Annotated in this window: 22 protein-coding genes; 16 read left to right on the forward strand and 6 right to left on the reverse strand. The window is 69.5% G+C overall.

Features of this window, described 5'->3' with window-relative positions; genetic code table 11:
* Positions 1–9: 9 nt before the first annotated feature.
* From pafA to SSP08S_RS03180, 10 genes are all read left to right on the forward strand, one after another.
* A complete protein-coding gene (gene pafA, locus SSP08S_RS03135) occupies positions 10–1,371 on the forward strand; it encodes a Pup--protein ligase (protein ID WP_019066118.1) in 1,362 nt (453 codons plus the stop codon).
* A 141-nt stretch (positions 1,372–1,512) separates the two neighbouring features.
* Positions 1,513–2,520 (forward strand): FKBP-type peptidyl-prolyl cis-trans isomerase, encoded by a 1,008-nt coding sequence (locus SSP08S_RS03140; RefSeq protein ID WP_026178138.1) that lies wholly within the window; start codon positions 1,513–1,515, stop codon positions 2,518–2,520.
* 93 nt (positions 2,521–2,613) lie between these two features.
* Positions 2,614–2,985, forward strand: a complete 372-nt coding sequence (locus SSP08S_RS03145; protein ID WP_019066120.1) for an FKBP-type peptidyl-prolyl cis-trans isomerase — start codon at positions 2,614–2,616, stop codon at positions 2,983–2,985.
* A gap of 130 nt (positions 2,986–3,115) precedes the next feature.
* Positions 3,116–4,069, forward strand: a complete 954-nt coding sequence (locus SSP08S_RS03150) for a helix-turn-helix transcriptional regulator (protein ID WP_019066121.1) — start codon at positions 3,116–3,118, stop codon at positions 4,067–4,069.
* A gap of 19 nt (positions 4,070–4,088) precedes the next feature.
* Positions 4,089–5,114 carry a helix-turn-helix transcriptional regulator gene (locus SSP08S_RS03155; RefSeq protein WP_026178139.1) on the forward strand — a complete coding sequence of 342 codons (1,026 nt, stop codon included), beginning with the start codon at positions 4,089–4,091 and terminating at the stop codon, positions 5,112–5,114.
* Positions 5,111–5,404, forward strand: coding sequence for a hypothetical protein (locus SSP08S_RS03160; RefSeq protein ID WP_019066123.1), 294 nt, complete (start codon positions 5,111–5,113; stop codon positions 5,402–5,404). The genes SSP08S_RS03155 and SSP08S_RS03160 overlap by 4 nt, the downstream gene beginning before the upstream one ends.
* A gap of 19 nt (positions 5,405–5,423) precedes the next feature.
* Positions 5,424–5,618 carry a hypothetical protein gene (locus tag SSP08S_RS03165; RefSeq protein ID WP_019066124.1) on the forward strand — a complete coding sequence of 65 codons (195 nt, stop codon included), beginning with the start codon at positions 5,424–5,426 and terminating at the stop codon, positions 5,616–5,618.
* Positions 5,619–5,878: 260 nt separating this feature from the next.
* Positions 5,879–6,160, forward strand: a complete 282-nt coding sequence (tatA, locus tag SSP08S_RS03170; protein ID WP_019066125.1) for a Sec-independent protein translocase subunit TatA — start codon at positions 5,879–5,881, stop codon at positions 6,158–6,160.
* A 48-nt stretch (positions 6,161–6,208) separates the two neighbouring features.
* Positions 6,209–7,171, forward strand: a complete 963-nt coding sequence (gene tatC, locus SSP08S_RS03175; RefSeq protein ID WP_026178140.1) for a twin-arginine translocase subunit TatC — start codon at positions 6,209–6,211, stop codon at positions 7,169–7,171.
* Between the two features lie 86 nt (positions 7,172–7,257).
* On the forward strand, positions 7,258–10,122 hold the full coding sequence (locus SSP08S_RS03180) for a DEAD/DEAH box helicase (protein ID WP_019066127.1): 2,865 nt from the start codon (positions 7,258–7,260) through the stop codon (positions 10,120–10,122).
* An 80-nt stretch (positions 10,123–10,202) separates the two neighbouring features.
* On the opposite strand, the gene atzF is transcribed toward SSP08S_RS03180, so the two are convergent.
* Genes atzF through SSP08S_RS03200 form a run of 4 tightly spaced genes read right to left on the reverse strand, consistent with a single transcriptional unit; the run spans position 10,203 to position 16,838 of the window.
* Positions 10,203–11,867 (reverse strand): allophanate hydrolase, encoded by a 1,665-nt coding sequence (gene atzF / locus SSP08S_RS03185; RefSeq protein ID WP_019066128.1) that lies wholly within the window; start codon positions 11,865–11,867, stop codon positions 10,203–10,205.
* Between the two features lie 20 nt (positions 11,868–11,887).
* Positions 11,888–15,397, reverse strand: a complete 3,510-nt coding sequence (locus tag SSP08S_RS03190; RefSeq protein WP_019066129.1) for a 5-oxoprolinase/urea amidolyase family protein — start codon at positions 15,395–15,397, stop codon at positions 11,888–11,890.
* Positions 15,394–16,017, reverse strand: coding sequence for an urea amidolyase associated protein UAAP2 (locus tag SSP08S_RS03195; RefSeq protein WP_019066130.1), 624 nt, complete (start codon positions 16,015–16,017; stop codon positions 15,394–15,396). The genes SSP08S_RS03190 and SSP08S_RS03195 overlap by 4 nt, the downstream gene beginning before the upstream one ends.
* A complete protein-coding gene (locus SSP08S_RS03200; protein ID WP_019066131.1) occupies positions 16,014–16,838 on the reverse strand; it encodes an urea amidolyase associated protein UAAP1 in 825 nt (274 codons plus the stop codon). The genes SSP08S_RS03195 and SSP08S_RS03200 overlap by 4 nt, the downstream gene beginning before the upstream one ends.
* A gap of 186 nt (positions 16,839–17,024) precedes the next feature.
* Between SSP08S_RS03200 and SSP08S_RS03205 the strand changes: the two genes are divergently transcribed.
* The 6 genes from SSP08S_RS03205 to SSP08S_RS03230 all read left to right on the forward strand — a co-directional run bounded on the left by SSP08S_RS03205 (position 17,025) and on the right by SSP08S_RS03230 (position 22,527).
* Complete coding sequence (locus SSP08S_RS03205; protein ID WP_019066132.1) at positions 17,025–17,660, forward strand: TetR/AcrR family transcriptional regulator; 636 nt, start codon at positions 17,025–17,027, stop codon at positions 17,658–17,660.
* Between the two features lie 342 nt (positions 17,661–18,002).
* Entirely contained in the window at positions 18,003–19,592 is a 1,590-nt protein-coding gene (locus tag SSP08S_RS03210) for a sensor histidine kinase (RefSeq protein WP_078532320.1), read from the forward strand.
* Positions 19,589–19,996, forward strand: a complete 408-nt coding sequence (locus tag SSP08S_RS03215; protein WP_019066134.1) for a roadblock/LC7 domain-containing protein — start codon at positions 19,589–19,591, stop codon at positions 19,994–19,996. The genes SSP08S_RS03210 and SSP08S_RS03215 overlap by 4 nt, the downstream gene beginning before the upstream one ends.
* The gene (locus tag SSP08S_RS03220; RefSeq protein WP_026178141.1) at positions 19,993–20,391 is read left to right on the forward strand and encodes a DUF742 domain-containing protein; all 399 of its coding nucleotides are present in this window, start codon (positions 19,993–19,995) and stop codon (positions 20,389–20,391) included. Before SSP08S_RS03215 ends, SSP08S_RS03220 begins: the two co-directional genes overlap by 4 nt.
* On the forward strand, positions 20,372–20,995 hold the full coding sequence (locus tag SSP08S_RS03225; RefSeq protein ID WP_019066136.1) for a GTP-binding protein: 624 nt from the start codon (positions 20,372–20,374) through the stop codon (positions 20,993–20,995). Before SSP08S_RS03220 ends, SSP08S_RS03225 begins: the two co-directional genes overlap by 20 nt.
* Positions 20,996–21,048: 53 nt before the next feature.
* Positions 21,049–22,527: a cytochrome P450 gene (locus tag SSP08S_RS03230; RefSeq protein WP_026178142.1), complete on the forward strand. Its 1,479-nt coding sequence runs from the start codon at positions 21,049–21,051 to the stop codon at positions 22,525–22,527.
* A 17-nt stretch (positions 22,528–22,544) separates the two neighbouring features.
* Here SSP08S_RS03230 and SSP08S_RS03235 read toward each other — a convergent pair whose 3' ends face one another.
* Both SSP08S_RS03235 and SSP08S_RS03240 read right to left on the reverse strand, forming a co-directional pair.
* Positions 22,545–23,486, reverse strand: coding sequence for an RluA family pseudouridine synthase (locus SSP08S_RS03235; protein WP_078532321.1), 942 nt, complete (start codon positions 23,484–23,486; stop codon positions 22,545–22,547).
* 80 nt (positions 23,487–23,566) lie between these two features.
* The gene (locus SSP08S_RS03240) at positions 23,567–24,682 is read right to left on the reverse strand and encodes a terpene synthase family protein (RefSeq protein WP_063739142.1); all 1,116 of its coding nucleotides are present in this window, start codon (positions 24,680–24,682) and stop codon (positions 23,567–23,569) included.
* Between the last annotated feature and the right edge of the window lie 192 nt (positions 24,683–24,874).

Here is a 24,874-nt window from a genome sequence, read left to right on the forward strand (position 1 = left end):
TGTTCACTCATGGACCGCCGCATTTTCGGGCTGGAGAACGAGTACGGCGTCACGTGTACGTTCAGGGGACAGCGGCGTCTGTCCCCCGACGAGGTGGCTCGGTACCTCTTCCGCCGTGTCGTGTCATGGGGCCGCAGCAGCAATGTCTTTCTGCGAAACGGCGCCCGGCTCTATCTCGACGTGGGCTCACATCCGGAATACGCGACCCCCGAATGTGACAACGTGACCGAACTGGTCACCCACGACAAAGCCGGCGAGCGCATTCTCGAAGGACTCCTGGTGGACGCCGAACGACGCCTGCACGAGGAAGGAATCGCGGGCGACGTCTACCTCTTCAAGAACAACACCGACTCGGCGGGCAACTCGTACGGCTGCCACGAGAACTACTTGGTGGCACGGCACGGCGAGTTCTCCCGGCTCGCGGACATCCTCATCCCGTTCCTGGTCACGCGTCAGCTGCTGTGCGGCGCGGGCAAGGTGCTCCAGACTCCGCGCGGCGCCGTGTACTGCGTCAGCCAGCGCGCCGAACACATCTGGGAGGGCGTCTCCTCGGCCACGACGCGTTCCCGGCCCATCATCAACACCCGCGACGAACCGCACGCGGACGCCGAGCGCTACCGCCGTCTCCACGTCATCGTGGGCGACTCGAACATGTCCGAGACGACCATGCTGCTCAAGGTCGGCGCCACCGACCTGGTGCTGCGCATGATCGAGGCGGGTACGGTGATGCGTGACCTGACCCTGGAGAACCCGATCCGGGCGATCCGCGAGGTCAGCCACGACATCACGGGCCGGCGCAAGGTGCGTCTGGCCAGCGGCCGCGAGGCCTCCGCGCTGGAGGTGCAGCGCGAGTACTACGAGAAGGCCGTGGACTTCTGCGAGCGCCGCGGCATCCGTACCGGCACCGTCGAGCAGGTCCTCGAACTCTGGGGCCGGGTGCTGGACTCGATCGAGGCCGAGGACCTCGACCGGATCGGCACCGAGATCGACTGGGTCATGAAGTACCAGCTGATCGAGCGGTACCGGGCCAAGCACAACATGACCATGTCCCACCCGCGGGTCGCGCAGATCGACCTCGCGTACCACGACATCCACCGTCGCCGAGGGCTCTACTACCTCCTGGAGAGGAAGGGCCAAGCCGCCCGGATCTGCAACGACTTGAAGATCTTCGAGGGCAAGTCCGTTCCCCCGCAGACCACTCGGGCACGGCTGCGCGGCGACTTCATCCGCAGGGCCCAGGAACAGCGGCGGGACTTCACCGTCGACTGGGTCCATCTCAAGCTCAACGACCAGGCGCAGCGCACCGTGTTGTGCAAGGACCCGTTCCGTTCCGTGGACGACCGGGTGGAGAAACTGATCGCCGGAATGTAGACAAAAGCGTCCGGATGCCGATGTCCGGATACATATTCGGTACGCCACACGGGCCCCGTACGTTTCACGTACGGGGCCCGTGCCACGCCGTAGAGTTGCGCGCACGCCATCAACAAGATCGACCGATACGAGGCCTTCACCGTGCGCCGACGCTCCCTTCTCATCGCTGTTCCCGCAGGACTTGTGACGCTCGCGGGGTGCGGTGACAGCGATTCCTCCTCCAGCAAGGCCAGCGCGTCGCCGTCGCCGTCCGCCTCGGCCTCGACCGTTCCGCCGCCGAAGGTCGTCGACGGTCCGGTGCCGGCGATCACCGCGGGCACGCAGTTCGACGAGAAGCCGACGGTCGCCAAGGGCACCGGCGATCCGTCGAAGAACCTCGCGGTCAAGACGGTCATCGCGGGCAGCGGAAAGGCCGTCGCGGAGGGCGACTTCGTCCAGGTCAACTACCTGGGCCAGATCTGGTCGACGGCCAAGGTCTTCGACAACTCCTACGACCGCAAGACCCCGTTGGTCATCCAGCTCGCCCAGGGCAGCATCATCGACGGCTGGCGCTACGGCCTGGCGGGCCGCAAGGTCGGCAGCCGCGTCGAGATGGCCATCCCGCCGACCTGGGGCTACGGCACGACGGGCAACAGCCAGGCCGGCATCAAGGGCACCGACACGCTCGTCTTCGTGATCGACGTGCAGGACGCCTTCAACATCAAGAGCTCCGCCAAGGGCAAGGCCGTCGCCCAGTCCGACTCCGCGCTGCCCAAGGTCGGTACGAACACCGACGGCAAGGCCCCCTCGGTCACCGTCCCGAAGGTGGACCCGCCGAAGAAGCTGGTGTCGAACTACGTCCTGGAGGGCGACGGAGCCGTCGTCAAGGCGTCCCAGACGATCCTGTGCCAGTTCGAGGGCGTGGTCTGGTCCACCGGCAAGCAGTTCGAATCGACGTACTCCCAGGGCCGGTTGAGCCAGTTCGCGATCTCGCAGATGGAGTCGGTCGTCAAGGGCCTCGCCCAGGGCGTCACCGGCAAGAAGGTCGGCAGCCGCGTCCTGATCGTCGCGCCCCCGGACCTGGCCTACGGCGACACCCCGCCGACCGGCGGCACCATCAAGAAGGGCGAGACCCTGGTGTTCGCGGTCGACATCCTGGCGGCGATGTAGTCCCGCGAGTGAACTGCCTGGCCGACGCACGAGCGCGGCCGGGATGCGAGACTGTCCGAGTTGTCTTGTCGTACACAAGCAGGAGCTAGAGACGTGAGCATCGAGAAGCCCGAGATCGACTTCCCTGAGGGCGCACCCCCGGCCGACCTGGAGATCAAGGACCTCTGGGAGGGCGAGGGCGAGGTCGCCAAGGCGGGCCAGAACGTCACCGTCCACTACGTGGGCGTGGCCTTCAGCACCGGCGAGGAGTTCGACGCCAGCTGGAACCGCGGCACCCCGTTCAAGTTCCCGCTCGGTGGCGGCCGTGTCATCAAGGGCTGGGACCAGGGCGTGCAGGGCATGAAGGTCGGCGGCCGCCGCCAGCTGACCATCCCGGCGCACCTCGCCTACGGCAACCAGAGCCCGACCCCGGCGATCAAGCCGGGCGAGACCCTGATTTTCGTGGTCGACCTCGTCGCCGTCTGATCACCGGATCCGACCGGACCCGATCACCTGGGGCCCATGCCTGCTCGGGCATGGGCCCTCGGCTTTTGTCAGGCCATCCCGGGGCGGTACGGTCATCGTTCGTAAGTACAGAGGAAGGCGAAGGGCGTCGATGGCCATTGCCAAGGCCGAGCGGCTCATGAACCTCGCGCTGTGTCTGCTCGGGACGCGGCGGCCGCTCAGCAAGCGTGAGCTGCGGGAATCCATCGAGGCCTACCTCGAAGCGGGTAGTGACGACTCCTTCAACCGGATGTTCGAGCGCGACAAGGACGATCTGCGCGAACTCGGGCTGGTCATCGAGACGGTGGAGAACCTGGACGGCGAGGTCGGCTATCTCGCCCGCCGCGACAGCAACCGCCTCCCGCCCATCACCCTCGACGCCGAGGAGGCCGCCGCGCTCGGTCTCGCCGCGAAGGTGTGGCAGCAGGCCCGGCTCGCCGGCGCGGCCAGCGGCGCACTGCAGAAACTGCGCGCCGCCGGAATGCCCGAGGACCTCGACCCGTACGAGCCGCACGGCGCCCTGGAGCCTCGTATTCCGGTGCACGAGGCGTCGTTCGAGCCGCTGATGCTGGCCTGCCGCGATCGCCGTCCGGTCGTGTTCGAGTACCGCAAGGCCACCGCCGCCCGCCCCGAGACCCGCAGTGTCGAGCCGTGGGCCCTGGAGTGCTGGCGCGGCCACTGGTACCTCGCCGGCTGGGACCGGGACCGGGGTGCCGAACGTGTCTTCCGGCTCTCCCGGATCACCGGCAAGGTGCGCTCCCGCAACGGGCGGTTCACCGCGGACGTCCCGGATGTCGTCACAGTGCGCGAGACCGTCGCGAGCTGGGCGGGGGAGACCGCCGACCGCTCCGCCCTGATCCGGCTGCGCACGGGCTCCGGGTACCCCCTGCGGGCGAAAGCCGCGGCGGTTCGGGAACTCGGGGACGGCTGGGACGAGTTGGAGATTCCGTACGGCCACGGACTGGACGCCTGGCTGGTCGAGTTCGGGCCGGACGTGGTCGTCCTGGAGCCCGCCGAGCTGCGGGCCGACGTGGTGGACCGGCTGCGTGCCGTGGCCAAGGGCTGAGGGGGAGCGGAAGAGAACTGTGGCAGGAAAACCGGTCAGGCCAGTCAATGCCATCGACCAGACCCGTCGGATGCTCTCCCTGGTGACCTATCTGAAGGAGCGCCCCGGAGCACGCGTCGAGGACGTCGCGCGCGCCTTCGGGGTCACCGAGGAGGAGCTCGTCTCCGACCTCGACGTCCTGCCCATGTGCGGGACCAGCTTCCGGGGTGGTGACCTGCTCGACATCGACACTGACGGCGAGCGCATCTGGTGGCACAACCCGGACGACGTCGCCGAACCGCTGCGGCTCGCCGCCGACGAGGCGACGGCCCTCCTGGTGGCCGCCCGCGCGGTGTCGACGCTGCCCGGCCTGCGCGAGAGTGACCGGCAGGCGCTGCTGCGGGCCAACGCCAAGCTGGAGGCGGCGGCCGGTGAGGCGGCCGGGGCCAGTGCCCGTCTCTCGGTGACCTTCGAGTCCGAGGGTGGCGTCTTCGCGGACGTCGACCGCGCGATCTCGGAGCGCCGCCGCCTGTGGATCCGCTACTACTCGCCCGCCCGCGACGAGTTGAGCGAGCGCGAGATCGACCCCATCCGACTGGTCAGCGTCGGGCACACGTACGTCGAGGCCTGGTGCCGGCGCTCCGAGGCGCGCCGCACCTTCCGCCTCGACCGGGTCGCCGAGATCAAGATCCTCGACGAGCCGTCCGCACCCCCCGAGATCGAGCTGCGGGACCTGTCGGAGGCGTTGGTGCAGCCCGCCGCCGAGGACCCGGAGGTCGTCGTCGAGGTCGGCCCGGGCGGGCGCTGGGTCGCCGAGTACTACCCGCACGACAGTGCCGATGAGCTTCCCGACGGCGGGCTGCGTATTACCCTGCGCACCCCCGACCCGACGTCTCTGAGACGCCTGGCCCTGCGGCTCGGGCGCGACGGCCGGATCGTCTCGCCGGGCGACCTCGCCGACAGCGCCCGCCGCGCGGCCCGCGAGGCGCTGGCGGCGTACGACGGACCGCAGAGCGTGGTTGACGGTGTGCACGGTGTTGACGACAGGCAGGAGCAGGAGCTGTGAGCGAGTCGACGATGTCCGGTGTCCAGGAGATGACGGTGGCCGCCGCTTTCGCCGGGATGAAGAACGTGATGCCGGTCGTGTTCAGAGCGGGCTGCCCGGACTGCCGGGGCAACTTCGAACTGGCGGCGAGCGCCCTGCGCCTCGCCATCGGCGCCACCAGCCGCACCACCTTCTACTCCTTCACCTGCCCCGACTGCGGGGCCGCGGTCCGCAAGCCCGCGGGCGAGCGGATCGTCGAGCTGCTCACCGGCGGCGGGGTCAAGACCCTGCGGCTGACCTCCGTCGGATAGCAGGGTCTAGGCTCGCCCCATGTTCTGGGCGATGGTCGCGGTAGCTGTGGGTTTTCTGGGTCTCGCCGTGCTCGGCGTGCTCGCCGTCCGGGTCTTCCTGGAGGCGCGGCGGCTCGGACTGCAGGTCGCGGACGCCGCGCAGCGCATCAACAGGGCGGCCGAGGACCTGGAAAAAGCGGCCGTCTCCACGGCCCGTTCCGTCGACGCACTGTGAGTCACGTATGCGTGGGGTGTGAGTTGCGCGGCTGATGCGCTTCGCGTCACTTTGCCCTGTCACGTTGTCGCTCAAGGCGGGTACGCTGCTGATCGCGGTCCGGATAACGAGGCCCGGAGCGCGGACCGGGAGTACGCACGGGGATTGCCTGACGTTTACCCCTGAGCGTTACGATCGCTGGCAGCACGAAGGTCGGACAGATGTCCGACCGGTCGGACAGCACCCCCACCCCAGCCGCCTCGGTGAGAAGGTAAAGACTTATGTTCGGAAGGCTCGGAGCTCCCGAGATCATTCTCATCCTCGTCGTCATCGTGCTGCTCTTCGGCGCGAAGAAGCTTCCGGACATGGCCCGCTCCCTCGGCAAGTCCGCCCGCATCCTCAAGAGCGAGGCCAAGGCGATGAAGGAAGAGGGCAGCAGCACCCCCGCCCCCGCCGGCCCGCCGAACACCGACGAGCCCGTGCAGCGCACCATCCAGGCGGCCCCCGGCGACGTGACCAGCTCGCGCCCCGTCACCGAGCCGTCGGACACGACCAAGCGCTGACGCAGGGCCGGGACGCCCCCGGCCCGCCGCACGAGATGAGGACGTGGGTTGCCCAAGTCTGCCCGCAAGAAGGAGAAGGACCCCGAGGGGCGGATGCCCCTCGCGGACCATCTGCGTGAGCTGCGCAACCGGCTCGCGAAGGCGATGCTCGCCATCATCGTGGTGACCTGCGTGGCCGCCTTCTTCTACAACGACATCGTCAACATCATCACCAAGCCGGTGCTGGACTCGGTCGGTTGCGCCTCGACCTTCGAGGAACTGCGGAAGGCCGGCGACAAGACCCACCAGTGCGCGCAGATCACCATCAACGGTCTGCTGACGCCGTTCACACTGGCGTTGAAGGTGTCCCTGATGGCCGGCGTCGTCCTGGCGTCCCCGGTCTGGCTGTACCAGCTCTGGGGCTTCGTCGCCCCGGGCCTGCACAAGAACGAGAAGAAGTACGCGCTCGGCTTCGTCGGCACCGGCGTTCCGCTCTTCCTCGCGGGCGCCTACTTCGCCTACCGGGTGCTGCCCACCACCGCGAAGGTCCTGCTCGGCTTCACGCCGAAGGATGTCAACAACCTGCTGCCGCTCGACGACCTGCTCGACCTGGTCACGCGCATGGTGCTGGTCTTCGGCCTCTCCTTCGAGCTGCCGCTGCTGCTGATCATGCTCAACCTCACCGGTGCGCTGACGGGCAAGCGGATGCTCGGCTGGTGGCGCGCCATGATCCTCGGCATCACGGTCTTCGCGGCCGTCGCCACCCCCAGCACCGACCCGCTGACGATGCTGGCCCTGGCCGGGCCCATCTGGGTGCTGTACTTCGGCGCGGTCCTCTTCTCGCTGCTCAACGACCGGCGCAAGCGCCGCCGCGACGAGTCCGGACCGGCCGACGACGAGGCCTCCGACCTGGACCTCACCCCCGAGGACATCGGCGACGTCGAAGCCGTCTCGGCCGGCCGGGCGGCCCTGCCCGAGCAGGCGAGCGGCACCGGTTCGGACCGGGTCAACGGGTATGACGACGTGACCTGATCACCTTCCCGACCTCCTCGGAGACCGGCCGTTCCCGCAGCGCGGGCGGCCGGTCTCCGTGTGTGGAGGACCTATGGGAACGGATAATGATCGTCCTGTTGTCAGTGGCGCCCGGTACGCTCGAAAGCACGATGACAGAGGACCTCTCCCCGGCCGAGCGGTACGCGGCAGCCCGCCTGCGGGCAGCCGAGCAGGCCACCGCGCTCGCGGACTTCCGCGAGATGTACGACTTCGGTCTCGACCCCTTCCAGATCGAGGCCTGTAAGGCGCTCGAAGCGGGGAAGGGCGTCCTGGTCGCGGCGCCCACCGGCTCCGGCAAGACGATCGTCGGCGAGTTCGCCGTCCACCTCGCCCTCCAGCAGGGCAAGAAGTGCTTCTACACGACCCCCATCAAGGCACTGTCCAACCAGAAGTACGCCGACCTGTGCCGCCGTTACGGCGCGGACAAGGTCGGCCTGCTCACCGGCGACAACAGCGTCAACTCCGAGGCACCGGTGGTCGTCATGACCACCGAGGTCCTGCGGAACATGCTGTACGCCGGTTCGCAGACCCTCCTGGGCCTCGGCTATGTGGTCATGGACGAGGTGCACTACCTCTCCGACCGCTTCCGCGGCGCCGTCTGGGAAGAGGTGATCATCCACCTCCCCGAGTCGGTGACCCTGGTCTCCCTCTCGGCGACGGTGTCGAACGCGGAGGAGTTCGGCGACTGGCTCGACACCGTCCGCGGCGACACCGAGGTGATCGTCTCCGAGCACCGGCCCGTGCCGCTGTTCCAGCACGTGCTCGCCGGGCGGCGGATGTACGACCTCTTCGAGGAGGGCGAGGGCCACAAGAAGGCCGTCAACCCCGACCTCACCCGTCTGGCCCGCATGGAGGCGCAGCGCCCCTCCTACCAGGACCGCAGACGCGGCCGGGCCATGCGCGAGGCCGACCGGGAGCGCGAGCGCAGATCGCGTTCGCGGGTGTGGACACCGGGACGCCCCGAGGTCATCGAGCGGCTGGACAGCGAGGACCTGCTGCCCGCCATCACGTTCATCTTCAGCCGCGCCGCCTGCGAGGCCGCCGTACAGCAGTGTCTGTATGCCGGGCTGCGGCTCAACGACGACGAGGCGCGGGAGAAGGTGCGCGCCCTCGTCGAGGAGCGCACGGCGTCGATTCCGTCCGAGGACCTGCATGTCCTCGGGTACTACGAGTGGCTGGAAGGCCTGGAGCGCGGCATCGCGGCCCACCACGCGGGCATGCTGCCGACGTTCAAGGAGGTCGTCGAGGAGCTGTTCCTGCGCGGCCTCGTGAAGGCCGTGTTCGCCACCGAGACCCTGGCGCTCGGCATCAACATGCCCGCGCGCTCGGTGGTGTTGGAGAAGCTCGTCAAGTGGAACGGCGAGCAGCACGCCGACATCACCCCCGGCGAGTACACCCAGTTGACCGGTCGGGCCGGCCGGCGCGGCATCGACGTCGAGGGTCACGCCGTCGTGCTGTGGCAGCGCGGGATCAGCCCCGAGCACCTCGCGGGACTGGCCGGCACGCGTACGTATCCGCTGCGCTCCAGCTTCAAGCCGTCGTACAACATGGCGGTCAACCTCGTCGAGCAGTTCGGGCGGCACCGCTCGCGCGAGCTCCTCGAGACCTCCTTCGCGCAGTTCCAGGCGGACAAGTCGGTCGTCGGGATCTCGCGGCAGGTGCAGCGCAACGAAGAGGGCCTGGAGGGCTACAAGGACTCCATGACCTGCCACTTGGGCGACTTCGACGATTACATGCGGCTGCGCCGCGAGCTCAAGGACCGCGAGACCGAGCTCGCCCGGCAGGGCGTGGCACAGCGGCGCGCCGAGGCCGCCGTAGCCCTGGAGAAGCTCAAGCCGGGAGACGTCATCCACGTCCCGACCGGCAAGTACGCGGGTCTGGCCCTGGTGTTGGACCCGGGACTGCCCGCCGGGCGGTCCAACGGTCACCGCGGCTTCGAGCAGCACGACGGCCCGCGTCCGCTCGTCCTGACCGTCGAACGGCAGGTCAAGCGGCTCGCGTCGATGGACTTCCCGGTGCCGGTCGAGGCGTTGGACCGGATGCGGATCCCGAAATCCTTCAACCCCCGTTCTCCGCAGTCCCGTCGGGACCTGGCCTCCGCGCTGCGGACCAAGGCCGGGCACATCCCGCCGGAGCGCGCCCGCAAGCAGCGCTCGCAGGCCGCGGACGACCGGGAGATCGCGCAGTTGCGTACGGCGATCCGCGCGCACCCCTGCCACGGATGCACCGACCGTGAGGACCACGCCCGTTGGGCCGAGCGGTACCACCGGCTGCAGCGGGACACCACGCAGTTGGAGCGGCGCATCGAGGGGCGGACCAACACCATCGCCCGCACCTTCGACCGGATCGTCGCGCTCCTCACCGAGCTGGACTATCTGCGCGGCGACGAGGTCACCGAGCACGGCAAGCGGCTGGCGCGGCTCTACGGCGAGCTCGATCTGCTCGCCAGTGAGTGTCTGCGCGAGGGTGTGTGGGAGGGGCTCGCCCCTGCCGAACTCGCCGCGTGCGTCTCGGCGTTGGTGTTCGAGGCGCGGGTCAGCGACGACGCCACGACGCCGAAGGTGCCGTCCGGTGCGGCCAAGGCCGCGCTGGGGGAGATGGTGCGGATCTGGGGGCGTCTTGACGCCCTGGAGGAAGATTTCCGGATCACTCAGACCGAGGGGGTCGGGCAGCGCGAGCCCGATCTCGGCTTCGCCTGGGCCGCGTTCATGTGGGCCAGTGGGAAGGGGCTGGACGAGGTGCTTCGGGAGGTGGAGATGCCGGCCGGGGACTTTGTTCGGTGGTGCAAGCAGGTGATTGATGTGCTCGGGCAGATTTCGGCGGCGGCGCCGGTTTCTGGTGGGGAGGCGTCTTCTACTGTGGCGAAGAATGCGCGTAAGGCGGTTGATTTGTTGCTGCGGGGGGTTGTGGCCTACTCGTCCGTGGGGTGACGGGGTTGTTGGCGGGTGCGGGTTGACTGTGGCTGGTCGCGCAGTTCCCCGCGCCCCTAGGGAGTTGGCCTCGCGTCCCTTTAAAAGTCCAGGTATGAGCGCCAGCCGCCGTGGGCTGTGATGTCCTCGGCGTCTTCCAGCGCCGCCGGCTCGCAGAGGAAGCCCGGCAGCCTCGTGCCGTCCGCCAGCTCCACGCTCCCCAGCGTCATCGGGCGGGGGAGGGTCGCCAGCAAGCGGCCCAAGCCCTCTGCCGGTAGGCGCCATACCTCTGTTTCTATCGCCGCGCCGGCCTCGGCGCCCACGTGTACCAGACCCGGCTTGGGCGGAGTTGTCGCGAGGGCGTGCAGGCGGTACACCGGGGCCGTTGTCGTCGTGCGGTCCAAGCGGGCGCCCAGGGACAGGAGTTGGGGGTTCAGGGGCTGGCCCGTCAAATGGGCTCCTACGACGGCCAGTTGGACTGTCGGTTCCAGGGCGTGGGCGATCTGTGCCAGGCGGTCGTCCGTGAATGCCGGGCCGATCAGCATCACGCCGAAGGGAAGGGCGTTCACCTCGCCCGACGGGACGGCCACCGCTGCCAGGTCGAAGAGGTTGGTGGAGTTGGTGAAGCGGCCCAGGCGGGCGTTGGCGCCCAGGGGGTCGGCCGCGACCTCGGTCAGGGTGGGGTGGCCAGGTGTGGTCGGGAGCAACAGGGCGTCCGCGTCGGCCAGTTCGGAGAGGGCGTGGGCTCGGAGTGCCGCCAGACGTTCCTCGTCCGCGTACAGCTGGTGGGCCGGGATGTCGCGGGCCCGGGTGATGATGCCGGTGACGGTGGGGTCCAGGCCCTCGACGCCGTCTGCGATTGCTTTGTCGATAAAACTCCCCACCGCTGTATAGCGCTCGGCCACGAACGCGCCCTGGTAGAGCATCGCCGCCGCCTCCGTGAAGGGGGTGAGGTCGAGGGTGCGGATCTCGGCGCCCGCGCCCCTGAGCTGCTCCACCGCTGCCTCGTAGGCCTCCGCCCAGCCCTCGTCCAGTTCGCCGAGCTGTTCGCGTTCCGCTACCGCGATGCGCCACGGGCCCGGCGCGCGCTGGGGGAGGGGCGGGAGGTCGCGGTCGGGTGGGGAGGCCATGAAGGACAGGGCCTGTTCGGCCTCGGGGAGGGTGCGGGCGAAGACCGTCACGCAGTCGATCGAGGCGCAGGCCGGGACGACTCCCCTCGTCGGGACCAGGCCGCGCGTGGGCTTGAGGCCGACGATGCCGTTGAAGGCGGCGGGGACCCGGCCCGAGCCCGCCGTGTCGGTGCCGAGGGCGAAGTCGACGATGCCCAGGGCCACGGCGACCGCCGAACCGGCGCTGGAGCCGCCGCTGATCCGCGCCGGGTCGTGGGCGTTGCGGACCGCGCCGTACGGGGAGCGCGTGCCGACCAGGCCGGTGGCGAACTGGTCGAGATTCGTGGTGCCGAGCACGATCGCGCCGGCCGCGCGGAGGCGGGCGACCACCGGGGCGTCCGTCTCCGGGGCGTAGGCGTACGCCGGGCAGCCCGCCGTCGTGGGCAGACCCTGGACGTCTATGTTGCCCTTGGCCGCGAACAGGCGGCCCGCGAGGGGGAGTTGCTCGCCCGCTGCCACTCGCTCGTCCAGCGACTGTGCCTCTTGCTCGACCTCCGGCTGCGGGCGCAGGTCGATCCAGATCTCGGGACGGTCCACGGCCTCGATGCGGGCGTAGGCGGCGCGGACTCGGGACACGGTGGTCGAGGGGGTCGACATCTCTTGGTGCTCCTTGTTGTTCAGCTTGCGGGGGCGAGGACGAGGAGCGCCGTGCCCGCTTCGACCTGGTCGCCGGGCCTGGCCAGGATCTCGGCCACCACACCGGCCATCGGGGCGTGGACCCTGGATTCCATCTTCATCGCCTCGAGGGCCAGGAGGGGCTGGCCGACGGTCACCTCGTCGCCGGGCTCTACGTTCAACTGCCAGACGGACGCGGCGAATTCGGCCTCGACCAGGCGTCCGCCGACCGGGACCGTCACCTCGGCCTGCGGTGGTGCCGGGGCGGCTGCCGCCTCGGCCCGGGTGAACTCGCCCGCCGCCTCCCAGGCATCGCGTTCCGCGCCGAACGCGGTCTGCTGCCGGGTCCTGAACTCCGCGATGGATTGCGCGTGTTCGGCCAGGAACGCCTCGTACTCGGCGAGCGAGAACGTGCCCTCCTCGATGCGGGGGACGAAGCGGCCGGAGATGATGTCGGCCCGAAGTTCGAGGAGTTCGTCCGCCTCCACCGGGTACCACTTGATCCGGTCGAAGAAGCGCAGCAGCCAGGGCGAGCCCGGCTCGAACGCGCCGCGCTGCTGCCAGCCCGACCACACCTGGGTCGTACGGCCCACGAACTGGTAGCCGCCGGGGCCCTCCATGCCGTAGATGCAGAGGTACGCGCCGCCGATGCCGACCGAGTTCTCCGCCGTCCAGGTGCGGGCCGGGTTGTACTTGGTGGTCACCAGGCGGTGGCGCGGGTCCAGCGGGGTGGCCACTGGGGCGCCCAAGTAGACGTCTCCCAGGCCGAGTACGAGGTATTCGGCGTCGAAGACCGTGCCGTAGACGTCCTCGACCGAGTCCAGGCCGTTGACGCGGCGGATGAACTCGATGTTCCAGGGGCACCAGGGGGCGTCGTCGCGGACGCCCGCCATGTAGCGGGCGATGGCCTCGCGGGTCGCCGGGTCGTCCCAGGAGAGGGGGAGGTGGACCGTGCGGGAGGGGACGATCAGCTGGTCGGTGGGCGGGAGGGCCGCCGCTATCTCCCTTACGGAGGTGAGGAGTTGGGACTGGGGCAGGCGGGTCGGGTCCGTCTGGATCTGGAGGGAGCGGATGCCCGGGGTGAGGTCCGTGACGCCATCGAAGTCGGCCTCCAACACCGCTTCCATCAGGGCGTGGACGCGCATGCGCTGCGCCAAGTCCAGTTGCATGGGGCCGAATTCGACCAGGAGGTTGTCGTCGCCGCTGCGACGGAAGGTGACGTCTCCGTCCCGGGCGAGGATTCCGCCGTCCACGATGGACGGGCGGGGTGAGCCGTCGACGTTCACCGGGAGGAAGCGGACCGTGTCGCCGGGCCTGAACTGGCCCAGTTTCCAGCGCTCTTGGCTGATGACCGTCGCGGGGCAGACGAAGCCGCCGAGGGAGGGACCGTCGGGGCCGAGCAGGACCGGCATGTCTCCCGTGTAGTCGACGGCACCGACCGAGTACGGGGTGTCGTGGATGTTGGACGGGTGCAGGCCCGCCTCGCCGCCGTCGGTGCGGGCCCAGCGCGGCTTGGGGCCGACCAGGCGGACGCCTGTGCGCGCCGAGTTGAAGTGGACCTTCCAGTCGGCCGCGTAGAAGTCGTGGATGTCGTCCTCGGTGAAGAACTCCGGTGCCGCGTGCGGGCCTTCGACCGCCGCCACGTCCCACACGGTGCCGAAGGCCGGGCGGTCGGCGGGCGGTACCGGTGTGCCCTCGGCGACCGTGCCGCCGTGCAGGACGTCACCGGTGCGCAGCGCCCGGCCGCCGTGGCCGCCGAAGCGGCCCAGGGTGAACGTGCTCGCGCTGCCGAGGAAGGCGGGCACGTCCAGGCCGCCCGCGAACAACACATAGGTCCGCAGGCCGTGATCGGCCGGTGCGCCGATCTCCAGGACCGCGCCGGCGGGGACCGTCACCGGCTCCCACTGCGGGACCGGAACGCTGTCGACCGTCACTGGCGCCGGGGCGCCCGTCACACACACCGTGGTGGCGTGGGTGAACCTCAACGTCGGTCCCTGGAGCGTGCATTCGAGGCCGGGAGTGCCCTCGTCGTTGCCGAGCGCGCGGTTGCCGAGGCGGAAGGAGAGGTCGTCCATCGGGCCGCACGGGGGGACGCCGACCTGCCAGTAGCCGGTGCGCCCTGGCCAGTCCTGGACCGTGGTGAGGGTGCCGCCCGCGACGATCTCGATGCGGGGCGTGGGGTCGGTGACGCCGGCGAGGGTCGCCGTGGAGTGGGCCGCCGTACGGAAGTCCGGCTCGGCGAGGGCCGCCCGGACCAGGCCCAGGTTCGTCTCGATGCCGTCCACGCGGGTGCGGGCCAGCGCCTCGTCGAGCCGTCGCAGCGCGTGGGCGCGATCGGAGCCGTAGGCGATGACCTTCGCGAGCATCGGGTCGTACGACGTCGTCACCTCGGTGCCGGTCTCCACCCAGCCGTCGACGCGGACGCCGTGCGGGAACTCGACGCGGGTCAACAGGCCCGCGCTGGGCCGGTGTTCGCGGGACGGGTCCTCGGCGTAGACGCGGGCCTCGACGGCGTGGCCGCGCGGGCTGCCCGGGTCGCGAACGACCTCCCGCTCGCCGCGCGCCAGGCGCAGCATCCAGGCGACCAGATCGACGCCGTAGATCTCCTCGGTGACCGGATGTTCCACCTGGAGACGGGTGTTGACCTCCAGGAAGTAGGCCTCCTCGCGGCGGGCGTCGTAGACGAACTCGACGGTTCCGGCGGAGCGGTAGCCGACCGAGGCGCACAAGTCGCGGGCGTTCGCCGCCAGTTGGTCGCGTACGTGGTCGGGGAGTCCAGGTGCGGGGGCCTCCTCGACCACCTTCTGGTTGCGGCGCTGGAGGGAGCAGTCGCGGTCGCCGAAGGTGACGACGCCGCCCTCGCCGTCGCCGAAGACCTGTACCTCGACATGGCGGGCGTGCTCGACGAGGCGTTCCAGGAAGACGCCGGCGGAGGAGAAGGAGGCGGCGGCGACGCGCTGCACCCGCTCCCAGGCCTCGGTGAGTTCGTCGGCGGAGTGGCAGGCCGACATGCCGATGCCGCCGCCTCCGCCGGTCGCCTTGAGCATGACGGGGTAGCCGATGCGCGCGGCTTGGATGAGCGCTTCGTCCACGTCAGCCAACAGGCCTGTACCCGGGGCGAGTTGGACGTTCGCCGCCTCGGCGGCCGCCCGTGCCGTGTGTTTGGCGCCGAACAGTTCCAGTTGGGCGGGCGTCGGGCCGACGAACACAATGCCCGCGTCCTCGCAGCGCCGGGCGAAGGACGCGTCCTCGGAGAGGAAGCCGTAGCCGGGGTGGATCGCGCCCGCGCCGCTGTCCTTGGCCGCCTTGAGCACCAAGTCGGCGTCCAGGTACGACTCCTTGGCCGGTGCGGGGCCGAGCCGTACCGCCTCGTCGGCGAGCCGTACGTGGGGGGCCGAGCGGTCGGCGTCGGAGTACACGGCGACCGTGCGCAGGCCGAGTTCGCGGGCGGTGCGGATGATGCGGACGGCGATCTCGCCACGGTTGGCGATCAGCAGCGTGTCGAAGCTCATCCGGAGACTCCGATGGTCATCTGCACGGCCGTCGGCTCGAAGCCGTTGCAAGGGTTGTTGATCTGGGGGCAGTTGGAGACCAGGACGAGGACGTCGCGTTCGGCGCGCAGGGTCAGTTTCAGGCCCGGTGCGGAGAGGCCGTCGACGATGCCGAGGGTGCCGTCCTTCTCGACCGGCACGTTCATGTACCAGTTGATGTTGGAGACCAGGTCGCGCTTGCCGAGGCCGTAACGGGCCCCCTCCGCGAGGAAGTTGTCCACGCACGCGTGCTGCGACCAGGTGTGGTGGCCGTAGCGCAGGGTGTTGGACTCCTTGGAGCAGGCACCGCCGACCGTGTCGTGCCGGCCGACCTCGTCCTCGGTGACGGTCATCAGCGGGGTGTGCTCGTTGGACATCAGCACGCTGCCGGTGGTCAGGAAGATGCCGCCCTGGGCGTGGATGGTGTCGGGGGCGCTGTACCGGACCGACGTGTCGTGGGCGTCGTAGACGAGGAAGTCGACGGCCTGGTTGCCGTGCAGGTCGGTGATGGTGAGGGTCTCGCCGGTGCGGACGACGGCGGACCAGGCGGCGCGGGCCGGAACTTCCGCGGTCCGTACGGGTGTTGCGTCCTCGGTCTTCATACGAGCCCCCTCGCGGCAAGGAATTCGGTGGTGTTGAGGAAGGCGCGGCGGCCTTCGGGCGTGGCCTCCCACAGCGGGTCGCCCGGCGCGGTGGCCTCGGCGCGCCAGGCGAGCACCTCCAGCGGGGTGCTGACGTAGTCGGCGCGCGGGTCGGCCGGGTGGGGCACGTTCGCGATCAGTACGGTCACGTCCTGCTCGGCGCGCAGGGTCACGCTGCCGCCGGGGCCGGCCGAACCGGTGAAGTCGAGGGAGCCGTCGTCGCGGATCTCGACGCCCTGGAAGAAGGAGAGGGACGGTGGGAGGTCGCGCGGTTCGAGGCCGTTCTTGGCGGCGGCGAGCTTGAACAGTTCGCGGCCGGCGGGGGAGTCGGACTGCGGGGTGCCGTCGCCGTAGCGCTCGGTGTTGCGGACGAGCGTGGAGGTGCCGCAGAGCGCGTCGTGGCGCCCGGAGGTGTCGGCGACGAGGGAGGCGAGGACGCGGCCCTGGTCGGAGAGGAGGAGCTGGCCCTCGCCGAGGTAGGCGTTCCACTGGACCTTGACCGTGTCGGCGACGTTCAGGCGCTCCCAGGGGCGGTCGGCCGCGTGGAGGAGCAGGTGGGCGCAGGCGTCGCCGCGCAGGTCGGTCAGGCGGAGTTCGGTGCCGCGGGCGAGGACGCGGTGGGTGTAGTTGCCGCCCGCGACGGTCTCGGCCCAGACCAGGTGGCCCGCCTCGCAGGGTGGGGCCGGCCAGTCGGCGGCCGGGACGACGGGCATCGCCTCGGCGCGTTTGCCCTCCTGGGCGCGGGCGTGGGCGCGGGCTCCGTAAGTGGTCGCTGTCGCCATCGCGGGGGACCTCCGGCTGCGGGACGTCTGGGTCGTACGACATTCCTGTCGCTATTTCTGTCGCTCGACAGAAATTAGGAGGTGGCCGGGTCGTCGGGGTTGCCCGGGTGTTGCCGGTCGGTTACCGAGCCCTCACCAAGATCACCGGGCGTTTGCGGCGCGGTGCCGTGTGCGAGGATCGAACGCATGGGGACAACGGGTGCGCAGGGCGGCCGCCGGGTGGGCAGGCCGCGGGCCGATCAGCGGCCGGACAGCGGGCTGTCCCCGCGCGCCGAACTGCTCGCCGCAGCGGCCGAGTTGTTCACCACCCGCGGCTACGCGGCCACCACCACCCGGGCCGTCGCCGAACTCGCGGGCATGCGGCAGGCGTCCATGTACCACTACGTCTCCGGCAAGGAGGAACTCCTCGCGGACCTCCTGGAGTCCACGGTCACACCCTCGCTGACCTGCGCCCGGGAACTCCTCGCGGACGACACCACCCCGGCCGAGGACCGGCTCTGGGAGCTGTGCCGCACCGACGTCGAGCTGCTGTGCGGCGGCGCGCACAACCTCGGCGGGCTCTATCTGCTGCCCGAGGTGCGCGCCGAACGCTTCGCCGGCTTCCATGCCGTACGCGCCGAACTCAAGGACGCCTACCGGCAGTTGCTCGCGGCGACCGCGGCCGGCGGGGCGCTCGCCAAGAGCGAGCTGGAACTCCGCACGGACCTGCTGTTCGGGCTCATCGAGGGCGTCATCCTGGTCCACCGCTCCGACCCCGAGCGGCCGGTGTCCGCCTTCGCGGAGGCTACGGCGGAGGCGGCGCTGCGTATCGCGGGGATCTGAGCCGGAGGCCCGGTCGGAAATTCGGTCGGAAATCCGGTCGAAAAGCCGGCCGGGTTCGGGGCCGGAATCGGGGCTTCACTCCTTACGGTGAGTGATTTCCGTATGCCCGTTCGCCGTCACGTGCCGTGTTCGAGCGATGGCACTGCGTGTAAATGGGCTGAGCGTACTCCTCTCCTGTGTCCCTTTTCAGGGGCTTGCTGAATATGACACAGCGATGATCCGGTCGGACTAAGCTCGCCCGCAGCGCACCGAGTTGGGCTGTATTCGTGCGTTTGTTCCCAAACATGCAAAAGATATAGAAGCTCCCCCGACCCCCCAGCCGACCCGTCTCAGAGGGCTTACATGGTGAGTGTTCAATCGCCTCCCGGTGACCGTGAACTTCCCTACGCGCGCGTGCTGTTGCTGCCGGCCATAGTCATGGCCGCGGCGACCGGAGCCGCCGTCGCCTTGGTGGCGGGGCCGGCCCGGCTCGCCGTCGGCTGTTGCGGAGCCGTCGCCACGCTCCTGGTGATCGCCACGGCGGCCGAAGCGGTACGCCGTGGACGCAGCCTCCGGGACCAACGCGCCCGGCACGACCGTCACACTGCGTATCTGGAACGGCGGATCGCCGACCAGACCCAGGAGGTGGTCCGCCTCGGCACGGAGATCCTGCCCGCGGCGCTGCACCGGCTCAGCAGCGGAGAATCCCCCGGAGAGGTGATTCGCCAAGTCGTCGACACCGACCCGGACTGGCGGCAACTTCCCGCGCCGCAGCGCGACTTGCTGAGGACCGTGCTCGGCATCGTGGAACGCGAGGAGAACATGCGCGACTCCGCGCAGCGCTCCTTCGTCAGCATCGCCCGGCGCGTCCAGGCCATCGTCCACCAACAGGCCAAGGAACTCCGGGAGATGGAGGAGGACCACGGCCGCAACCCCGAGGTCTTCGACGACCTCCTGCGCATCGACCACGGCACCGCGCTGATCGGCCGCCTCGCCGACTCCATCTCCGTGCTCGGAGGCGGCCGCCCCGGACGCCAGTGGCCCGAGCCCGTACCGCTGTACAGCGTGCTGCGCGGCGCGATGTCCCGCATCCTGGAGTACCGGCGCATCGAGCTGCACTCCATCGCCAAGGTCAACATCCGCGGCATCTCCGTCGAACCGGTCATCCACGCGGCCGCCGAAATCCTCGACAACGCCACCCGCTACTCGCCCCCGCAGACCAAGGTGCACGTCACCGCCGTAGAAGTGCAGACCGGTGTCGCCATCGAGATCGAGGACGGCGGTGTCAGCCTCAGCGAGGAGTCCCGGGCCCGTGCCGAGGGCATGCTGGAGCGGGCCAAGGCCGGCACCGACCTCCAGGACCTCGGTGAGAGCCCGCGCCTCGGCCTCGCCGTCGTAGGCCGGCTCTGCGCCGCGTACAACATGCAGATCTCGCTGCGTGCCTCGGCCTACGGCGGGGTCCGCGCCGTACTCGTCGTGCCGAGCGAGATGCTCACCGCCGGTACGGCCCCCGGACTCGCCCACGGCATCGGCGCCACCGCCCTGCCCAAGGTGGAGCTCGGAGCCGTGGAAGGCCCCAAGCGCACGATCAAGCGGCGTCGGCCCACGAACCCGCGCATCGCGGGCTCGGTGTCCATGGAGGACGACGTCCCCGAGGTCACCGAGTGGACGACGGGTGGCCTGCCGCAGCGCCGCAGCCGGGTGAAGATCCCGCTCGCGCAGCGCTATGCCGAGGCCGCCGCCGCCGAGCGCGCCGAGGCCGCCGCACGGGAGGCCGGATCCGGCTGGGGGGCGCCCCAGCCGGCGCCCGAGCCGGAAGAGAAAGAGCCCGAACCGGGCCTGTGGGTCGAGGCGTTCATGGAAGGCCTCAAGGGCGACCCGGACCCCACCGCTTTCACCCAGAAGACCGAGCCGGCCCGTGTCGAGGCCGACGACGAGGGGGATCTCAAGTGATCCAGCAGCGAGCCAACTTCGACTGGATGCTCAAGGACCTCGCCGACGGCGTGCCTGGCATCCAGCAGATCGTGGTGCTCTCCGCCGACGGTCTGCGCATCGCCCGCTACGGCGGTGACCCCGACGCAGCCGACCGTGTCGCCGCGGCCTGCGCCGGACTGCAGAGCCTGGCGGGTGCCGTCGCCTCCGAGATCCCGGGCAGCGACGGACGCATGAAGATGGTCATCATCGAGATCAACGGCGGCTACTTCTACCTGATGGCCGCCGGTGCCAACGCCTATCTGGCGGTCCTGTCCGACGTGGTCGCCGAGCCCGGCCTGATGAGCAACCGCATGCGCGACCTCGTCGTCAGAATCGGCGCCCACCTCACCAGCCCGCCGAGGCGCAACGGGCAGACCGTATGACTCCTCCGCAACGCCGACGGCGACATCCGACGGAATTACCGCAGCCCGCCGGGAAACAGGCCGAAGGGAAGATCCCGGAACGGCTGTACGTGCTCACCGGCGCCGCCGAGGACGGCGACCGCGCCGAACTCGACCTGGTCACGCTGATCGTGGCTCGCACCGACGCGCCGCAGTCCGCCACTCCGGAGCAGGCGGCGCTGCTCCGGCTCTGTATCGCCCCCCTGTCCGTGGCCGAGCTGTCGGCCTATCTCAATCTGCCGTACAGCGTGGTGACCGTCCTGCTCACCGAGCTGCTGGCGGCCGAACTGGTGCAGGCGCGCGCCCCGATCGTCCGCCAGGCGCTCCCCGACCGTTCCCTCCTCGAAGCGGTGATGCATGGACTTCAAAAGCTCTGACACCATCACGGGTCCCCGAACCGAGGACCATCTCCCGTCCACGGCCCAGGCCGCGGCGAAGATCGTGATCGTCGGCGGCTTCGGGGTCGGCAAGACGACCATGGTCGGCTCGGTCAGCGAGATCAGGCCGCTGACCACGGAGGAGACCATGACGCAGGCCGGCGTCGGAGTCGACGACAACTACGGCTCGGACACCAAGACGGCCACCACCGTCGCCATGGACTTCGGCCGCATCAGCATCACCGAGCAACTGGTGCTGTACCTCTTCGGCACCCCCGGCCAGGAACGCTTCTGGTTCCTGTGGAACGGCCTGTTCGAAGGGGCGCTCGGCGCGGTGGTGCTGATCGACACCCGGCGCCTGGAGGTGAGCTTCGACGTCATAGGGCGGCTCGAGGAGCGCGGTGTGCCCTTCGTCATCGCCGTCAACTCCTTTCCGGACGCGCCCCGTTACCCGATCGAGGACCTGCGTTCGGCACTCGACCTGGCGCCGGAGATTCCCATCGTGGAGTGCGACGCACGCCGCCGGGCCTCCAGCCGCGACACGCTCATGGCGCTGATGCGCTTCCTGTACTCCCTGGAGATGACGAAGACCTCACCTGTGTGACGGTCCGTCAACTCCACTGGCACCGAATCCACTTCACTTTCGGAGCGATCACCGTGACGCCTGAATCCCACTTTCCGACCGGTACGGACGACCCCATGCTCGGGCCGCCCCCCGGTTGCCCCGCACACGGCACGGGCCCCGGCGGGCTGCGCCGGCTCTATGGCCCCGAGGCCGAGGACCTGGGAGCCGTGTACGAGCAACTCCGCGCCGAGCACGGCCCGGTGGCCCCGGCGCTGCTCCACGAGGACGTGCCGATCTGGATCGTTCTCGGTCACGGCGAGAACCTGCACATGGTGAGTACCCCCACGCAGTACTGCAAGGACAGCCGGTTGTGGACCCCCATGCTCGACGGCACGGTCAAGCCCGACCACCCGCTGATGCCGCACTTCGCCTGGCAGCCCATGTGTGCCCACGCCGAAGGCGACGAGCACCTGCGGCTGCGCGGCGCGGTCACCGGCGCCATGTCGACCATCGACCACCGGGGCATCCGCCGCCACATCAACCGTGCGACCCAGCACCTCGTCAACCAGTTCATCACGAAGGGCAGGGCCGATCTGGTGGCCCAGTTCTCCGAACATCTGCCGATGGCGGTGATGTGCGAGATCCTCGGCATGCCCGAGGAGTACGGCGACCGGTTGGTGCAGGCCGCCCGCGACATGCTCAAGGGCACCGAGACCGCGATCATCAGCAACCAGTACGTCATGGATGCCCTGATGCGGCTCACCGCCCGGCGCCGGGCCGAACCCAGGGACGACTTCACCAGCCACCTCATCAACCACCCGGCGGGGCTCACCGACGAAGAGATCGGCCATCATCTGCGACTCATTCTGATCGTCGCGTACGAGAGCACCGCCAACCTTCTCGCCAACGTGCTGCGGGTGGTGCTCACCGATCCGGGCTTCCGAGCCCAGCTGAACGGCGGTCAGATGACCGTGCCCGAGGCGGTCGAGCAGTCCCTGTGGGACGAGCCGCCGTTCAGCACGGTTTTCGCCTACATCGCCAAACAGGACACGGAATTGGGCGGTCAGCGCATCCGCAAGGGCGACGGACTCCTTCTCGGCATGGCACCGGGCAACGTCGACCCACGCGTTCGACCCGACCTCAAGGCCAATATGCAGGGCAACCGCTCCCATCTCGCGTTCAGCGGCGGACCCCACGGGTGTCCGGGCCAGGACATCGGCCGTGCCATCGCCGATGTCGGCGTCGACGCCCTGCTGGCCCGCGTCCCGGACATCCAACTCGCCTGCAAGGAGGATGAGTTGCGCTGGCGGTCGTCCGTCGCGAACCGGCATCTGGTGGAACTGCCGGTGAAGTTCGAGCCGAAGAGCCCAATGGAGGTCGTGGAAGGGCCCGCCGTCAGGACGGTGCCGTCGCCACGACCGAAGAACTGGCCGGCGGGCGCGGAGCAGCCACAGCCCAAGAGCCAGGAAACCACCGTCCCGGCCGCCGAGCCCACGCGCCCGCCGGTGCCCAAATCGCCTCGCCGACCGGGGGTGTTCCAGCGTTTCCTGCGCTGGTGGCGCGGCGAGTGAGTCGACCGGGCACGGAACTACCCTGCCCACTCCCCGTAGGAGGACCAGGACCGCAGTGTCCGTCGGCTGACGAAGCGGTGCTCGCGCCCCGTGACCGGATCGGTGAACTCCAGGACTCGCGCCAGCAGTTGGAGCGGGCGGGAGAAGTCACCGGCCGGCACGGGGCCGGTCGTCACCGGGTAGAGGGGATCGCCGAGGATCGGCACTCCCAACGCGCTCATGTGCACCCTCAGTTGGTGCGTCTGTCCGGTCTGCGGCAACAGCCGGTACCGCGCGCGTCCGTCACGGTGCTCCAGCAACTCGACCCGGCTGACGGCGTTGGGCTCGCCCTCGACCTCGAAGGCCGCGAGGATTCCGCGCTCCTTGACGATCCGACTGCGTACGGTGCGGGGCAGGTCCAGCGCGGGGTCGTACGGTGCCACCGCCTCGTACTCCTTTGCCACCTGCCGGTCCCGGAACAGCGACTGGTACGCGCCGCGCTCCTCGGGGCGGACGGTGAACAGCACCAGCCCGGCCGTCAGCCGGTCCAGCCGGTGGGCGGCGCCCAGCGCCGGAATCCCCAGCCGGAGTCGCAGCCGCGCCAGGGCCGTCTCGGCGACATGGCTGCCGCGTGGAGTGGTGGCCAGGAAGTGCGGTTTGTCCGCCACCACCAAGTGCTCGTCCTGGTAAAGGACTTCGATCTCGAACGGCACCTGCTCCTCGTCGGGCGGTTCCCGGTGGAACCACACGTACATCCCCGGCTCGTACGCCATGTCCCGCGGCACCGGACGCCCGGCGGCATCCACGATCCGGCCCTCGTCGAGCATGGTGTCGATCACCCCGGCTCCGGCCGAGAGCCGCGCCACGAGGTGATCCCGCACGGTCGTCCACGCATCCCCGGCCGGCAACCGGACCCGCACCGGATCCACCCCCTGGCGCTGCGGCAGGGGAGATGGCGGGGGCGGGGTGCGGCGTCTCATTACGATCAAGCATATGTGGGGCGCGGCGCGCCGATCTCGCTCATCCCTGCCCGCTCTTCTGCGGCTTCTTCCGGGTTGCTCTAAGCGGCCGCTGTAGCCCTGGTGTGGAGGTCTCCGCAGTGCGGACAGACACCGACGGCGGCCACATCGTGAACGTCGACCTCGATTCGGTCATGGACGGGACCGTGGGGACCTGTCTTCGGGGTTGGGCGTCCCGCGCGATGGTTGTGTCGCCCGGTGAGGGTGTGCCATTCGAGATTCCCCCGCATCCAGTGCCGTAGTCCGGCGAGATAGCGGGCGAGTTCGGGCGAGGCACGGCGGGCGATTTCGGGTTCCGTACGCAGATACGCACGCATGAGGCGGTCGTGGAGTTCGCCTGTCGCGCGCATGCTCCGTTCGAGGGTCCAGCCATGGCGTGCGGAGAGCACGGTGGGCAGGCTGTGGCTGCCGATGTCGGCGCTTTCCTTGGCGACCGAATACAGGTCGTTCACCAGCATGATCATCAATGAGGCGGCGAGCGACAGAGATCGAACACCAGGCTCTTCCCAGTCACGGACGGGCAGTTCGTAACCGCCGACCACATCGATGAGTACCAGGCAGGCCATGGCCCCGTTGTACTTGCGATGAGCCAGATACTCCGCGGGATCGGGAACGTGTTCGGCGATGCGCCAGGCGTTTTCCGCCGCCATCGCCAAGAACGTGGCGATCGTCTCGTGGCGCAGACGGCCCACATGGGCCGCCGTACCCAAGCGGGTGATGTGCTCTGCGGTCTCACGGAGCGCACGCGCCACCGGGTCGTTGCTGACAAAGCCCTCGACCGAGGGGCAGTCGGGCAGCCGGGGGCCGTTCTCCAGTGCGGTCAGTGACGCGGCGAGCCGTGAGGCGCTCATGGCGAGACGGACGCCTTCGACTCCCTCGTCGCAATAGTGATCGTCCGCGGCGAACAGGGCGGTTATGTTGCGGGCCGCGAGCATCAGGTGGTCATGATCGACGGCGTCGGGGTGCGTCAACGCCGCGAACGTGCCGAACCGGTATCCGTCCAGCTCACTCCGTTGCCCCGGGAAGAGATCAAGGCTCAGTGCCCAAGCGGTAATTTCCGCGTCAGCCCGGCCGGCCGCCCTCTCGTCGTAAGTGACCGGAAAAGGGCACAACACACTTGGAACTGACAACTCCCGTGTGAACGTGTCGCTATTCATGTAATTTATGATGCGATATGTTGGACTCTTTGTGGAACAGCTACTTCTGGCCACAAAACATCGGTTCCCGCGACTATCTCCTCGCGGGAGCACCAACTGTCCCTGCCGCACCGGATTTCGTGCTTGATTCGGGCAGTGGGCAGACCATGGACGAGGTCGCGATTTGGACGGTGCGGCGGGCCCGGTGGCGGT

The sequence above is a fragment of the Streptomyces hokutonensis genome, from assembly GCF_000376565.1.
GTDB classification, from domain to species: Bacteria; Actinomycetota; Actinomycetes; order Streptomycetales; family Streptomycetaceae; genus Streptomyces; species Streptomyces hokutonensis.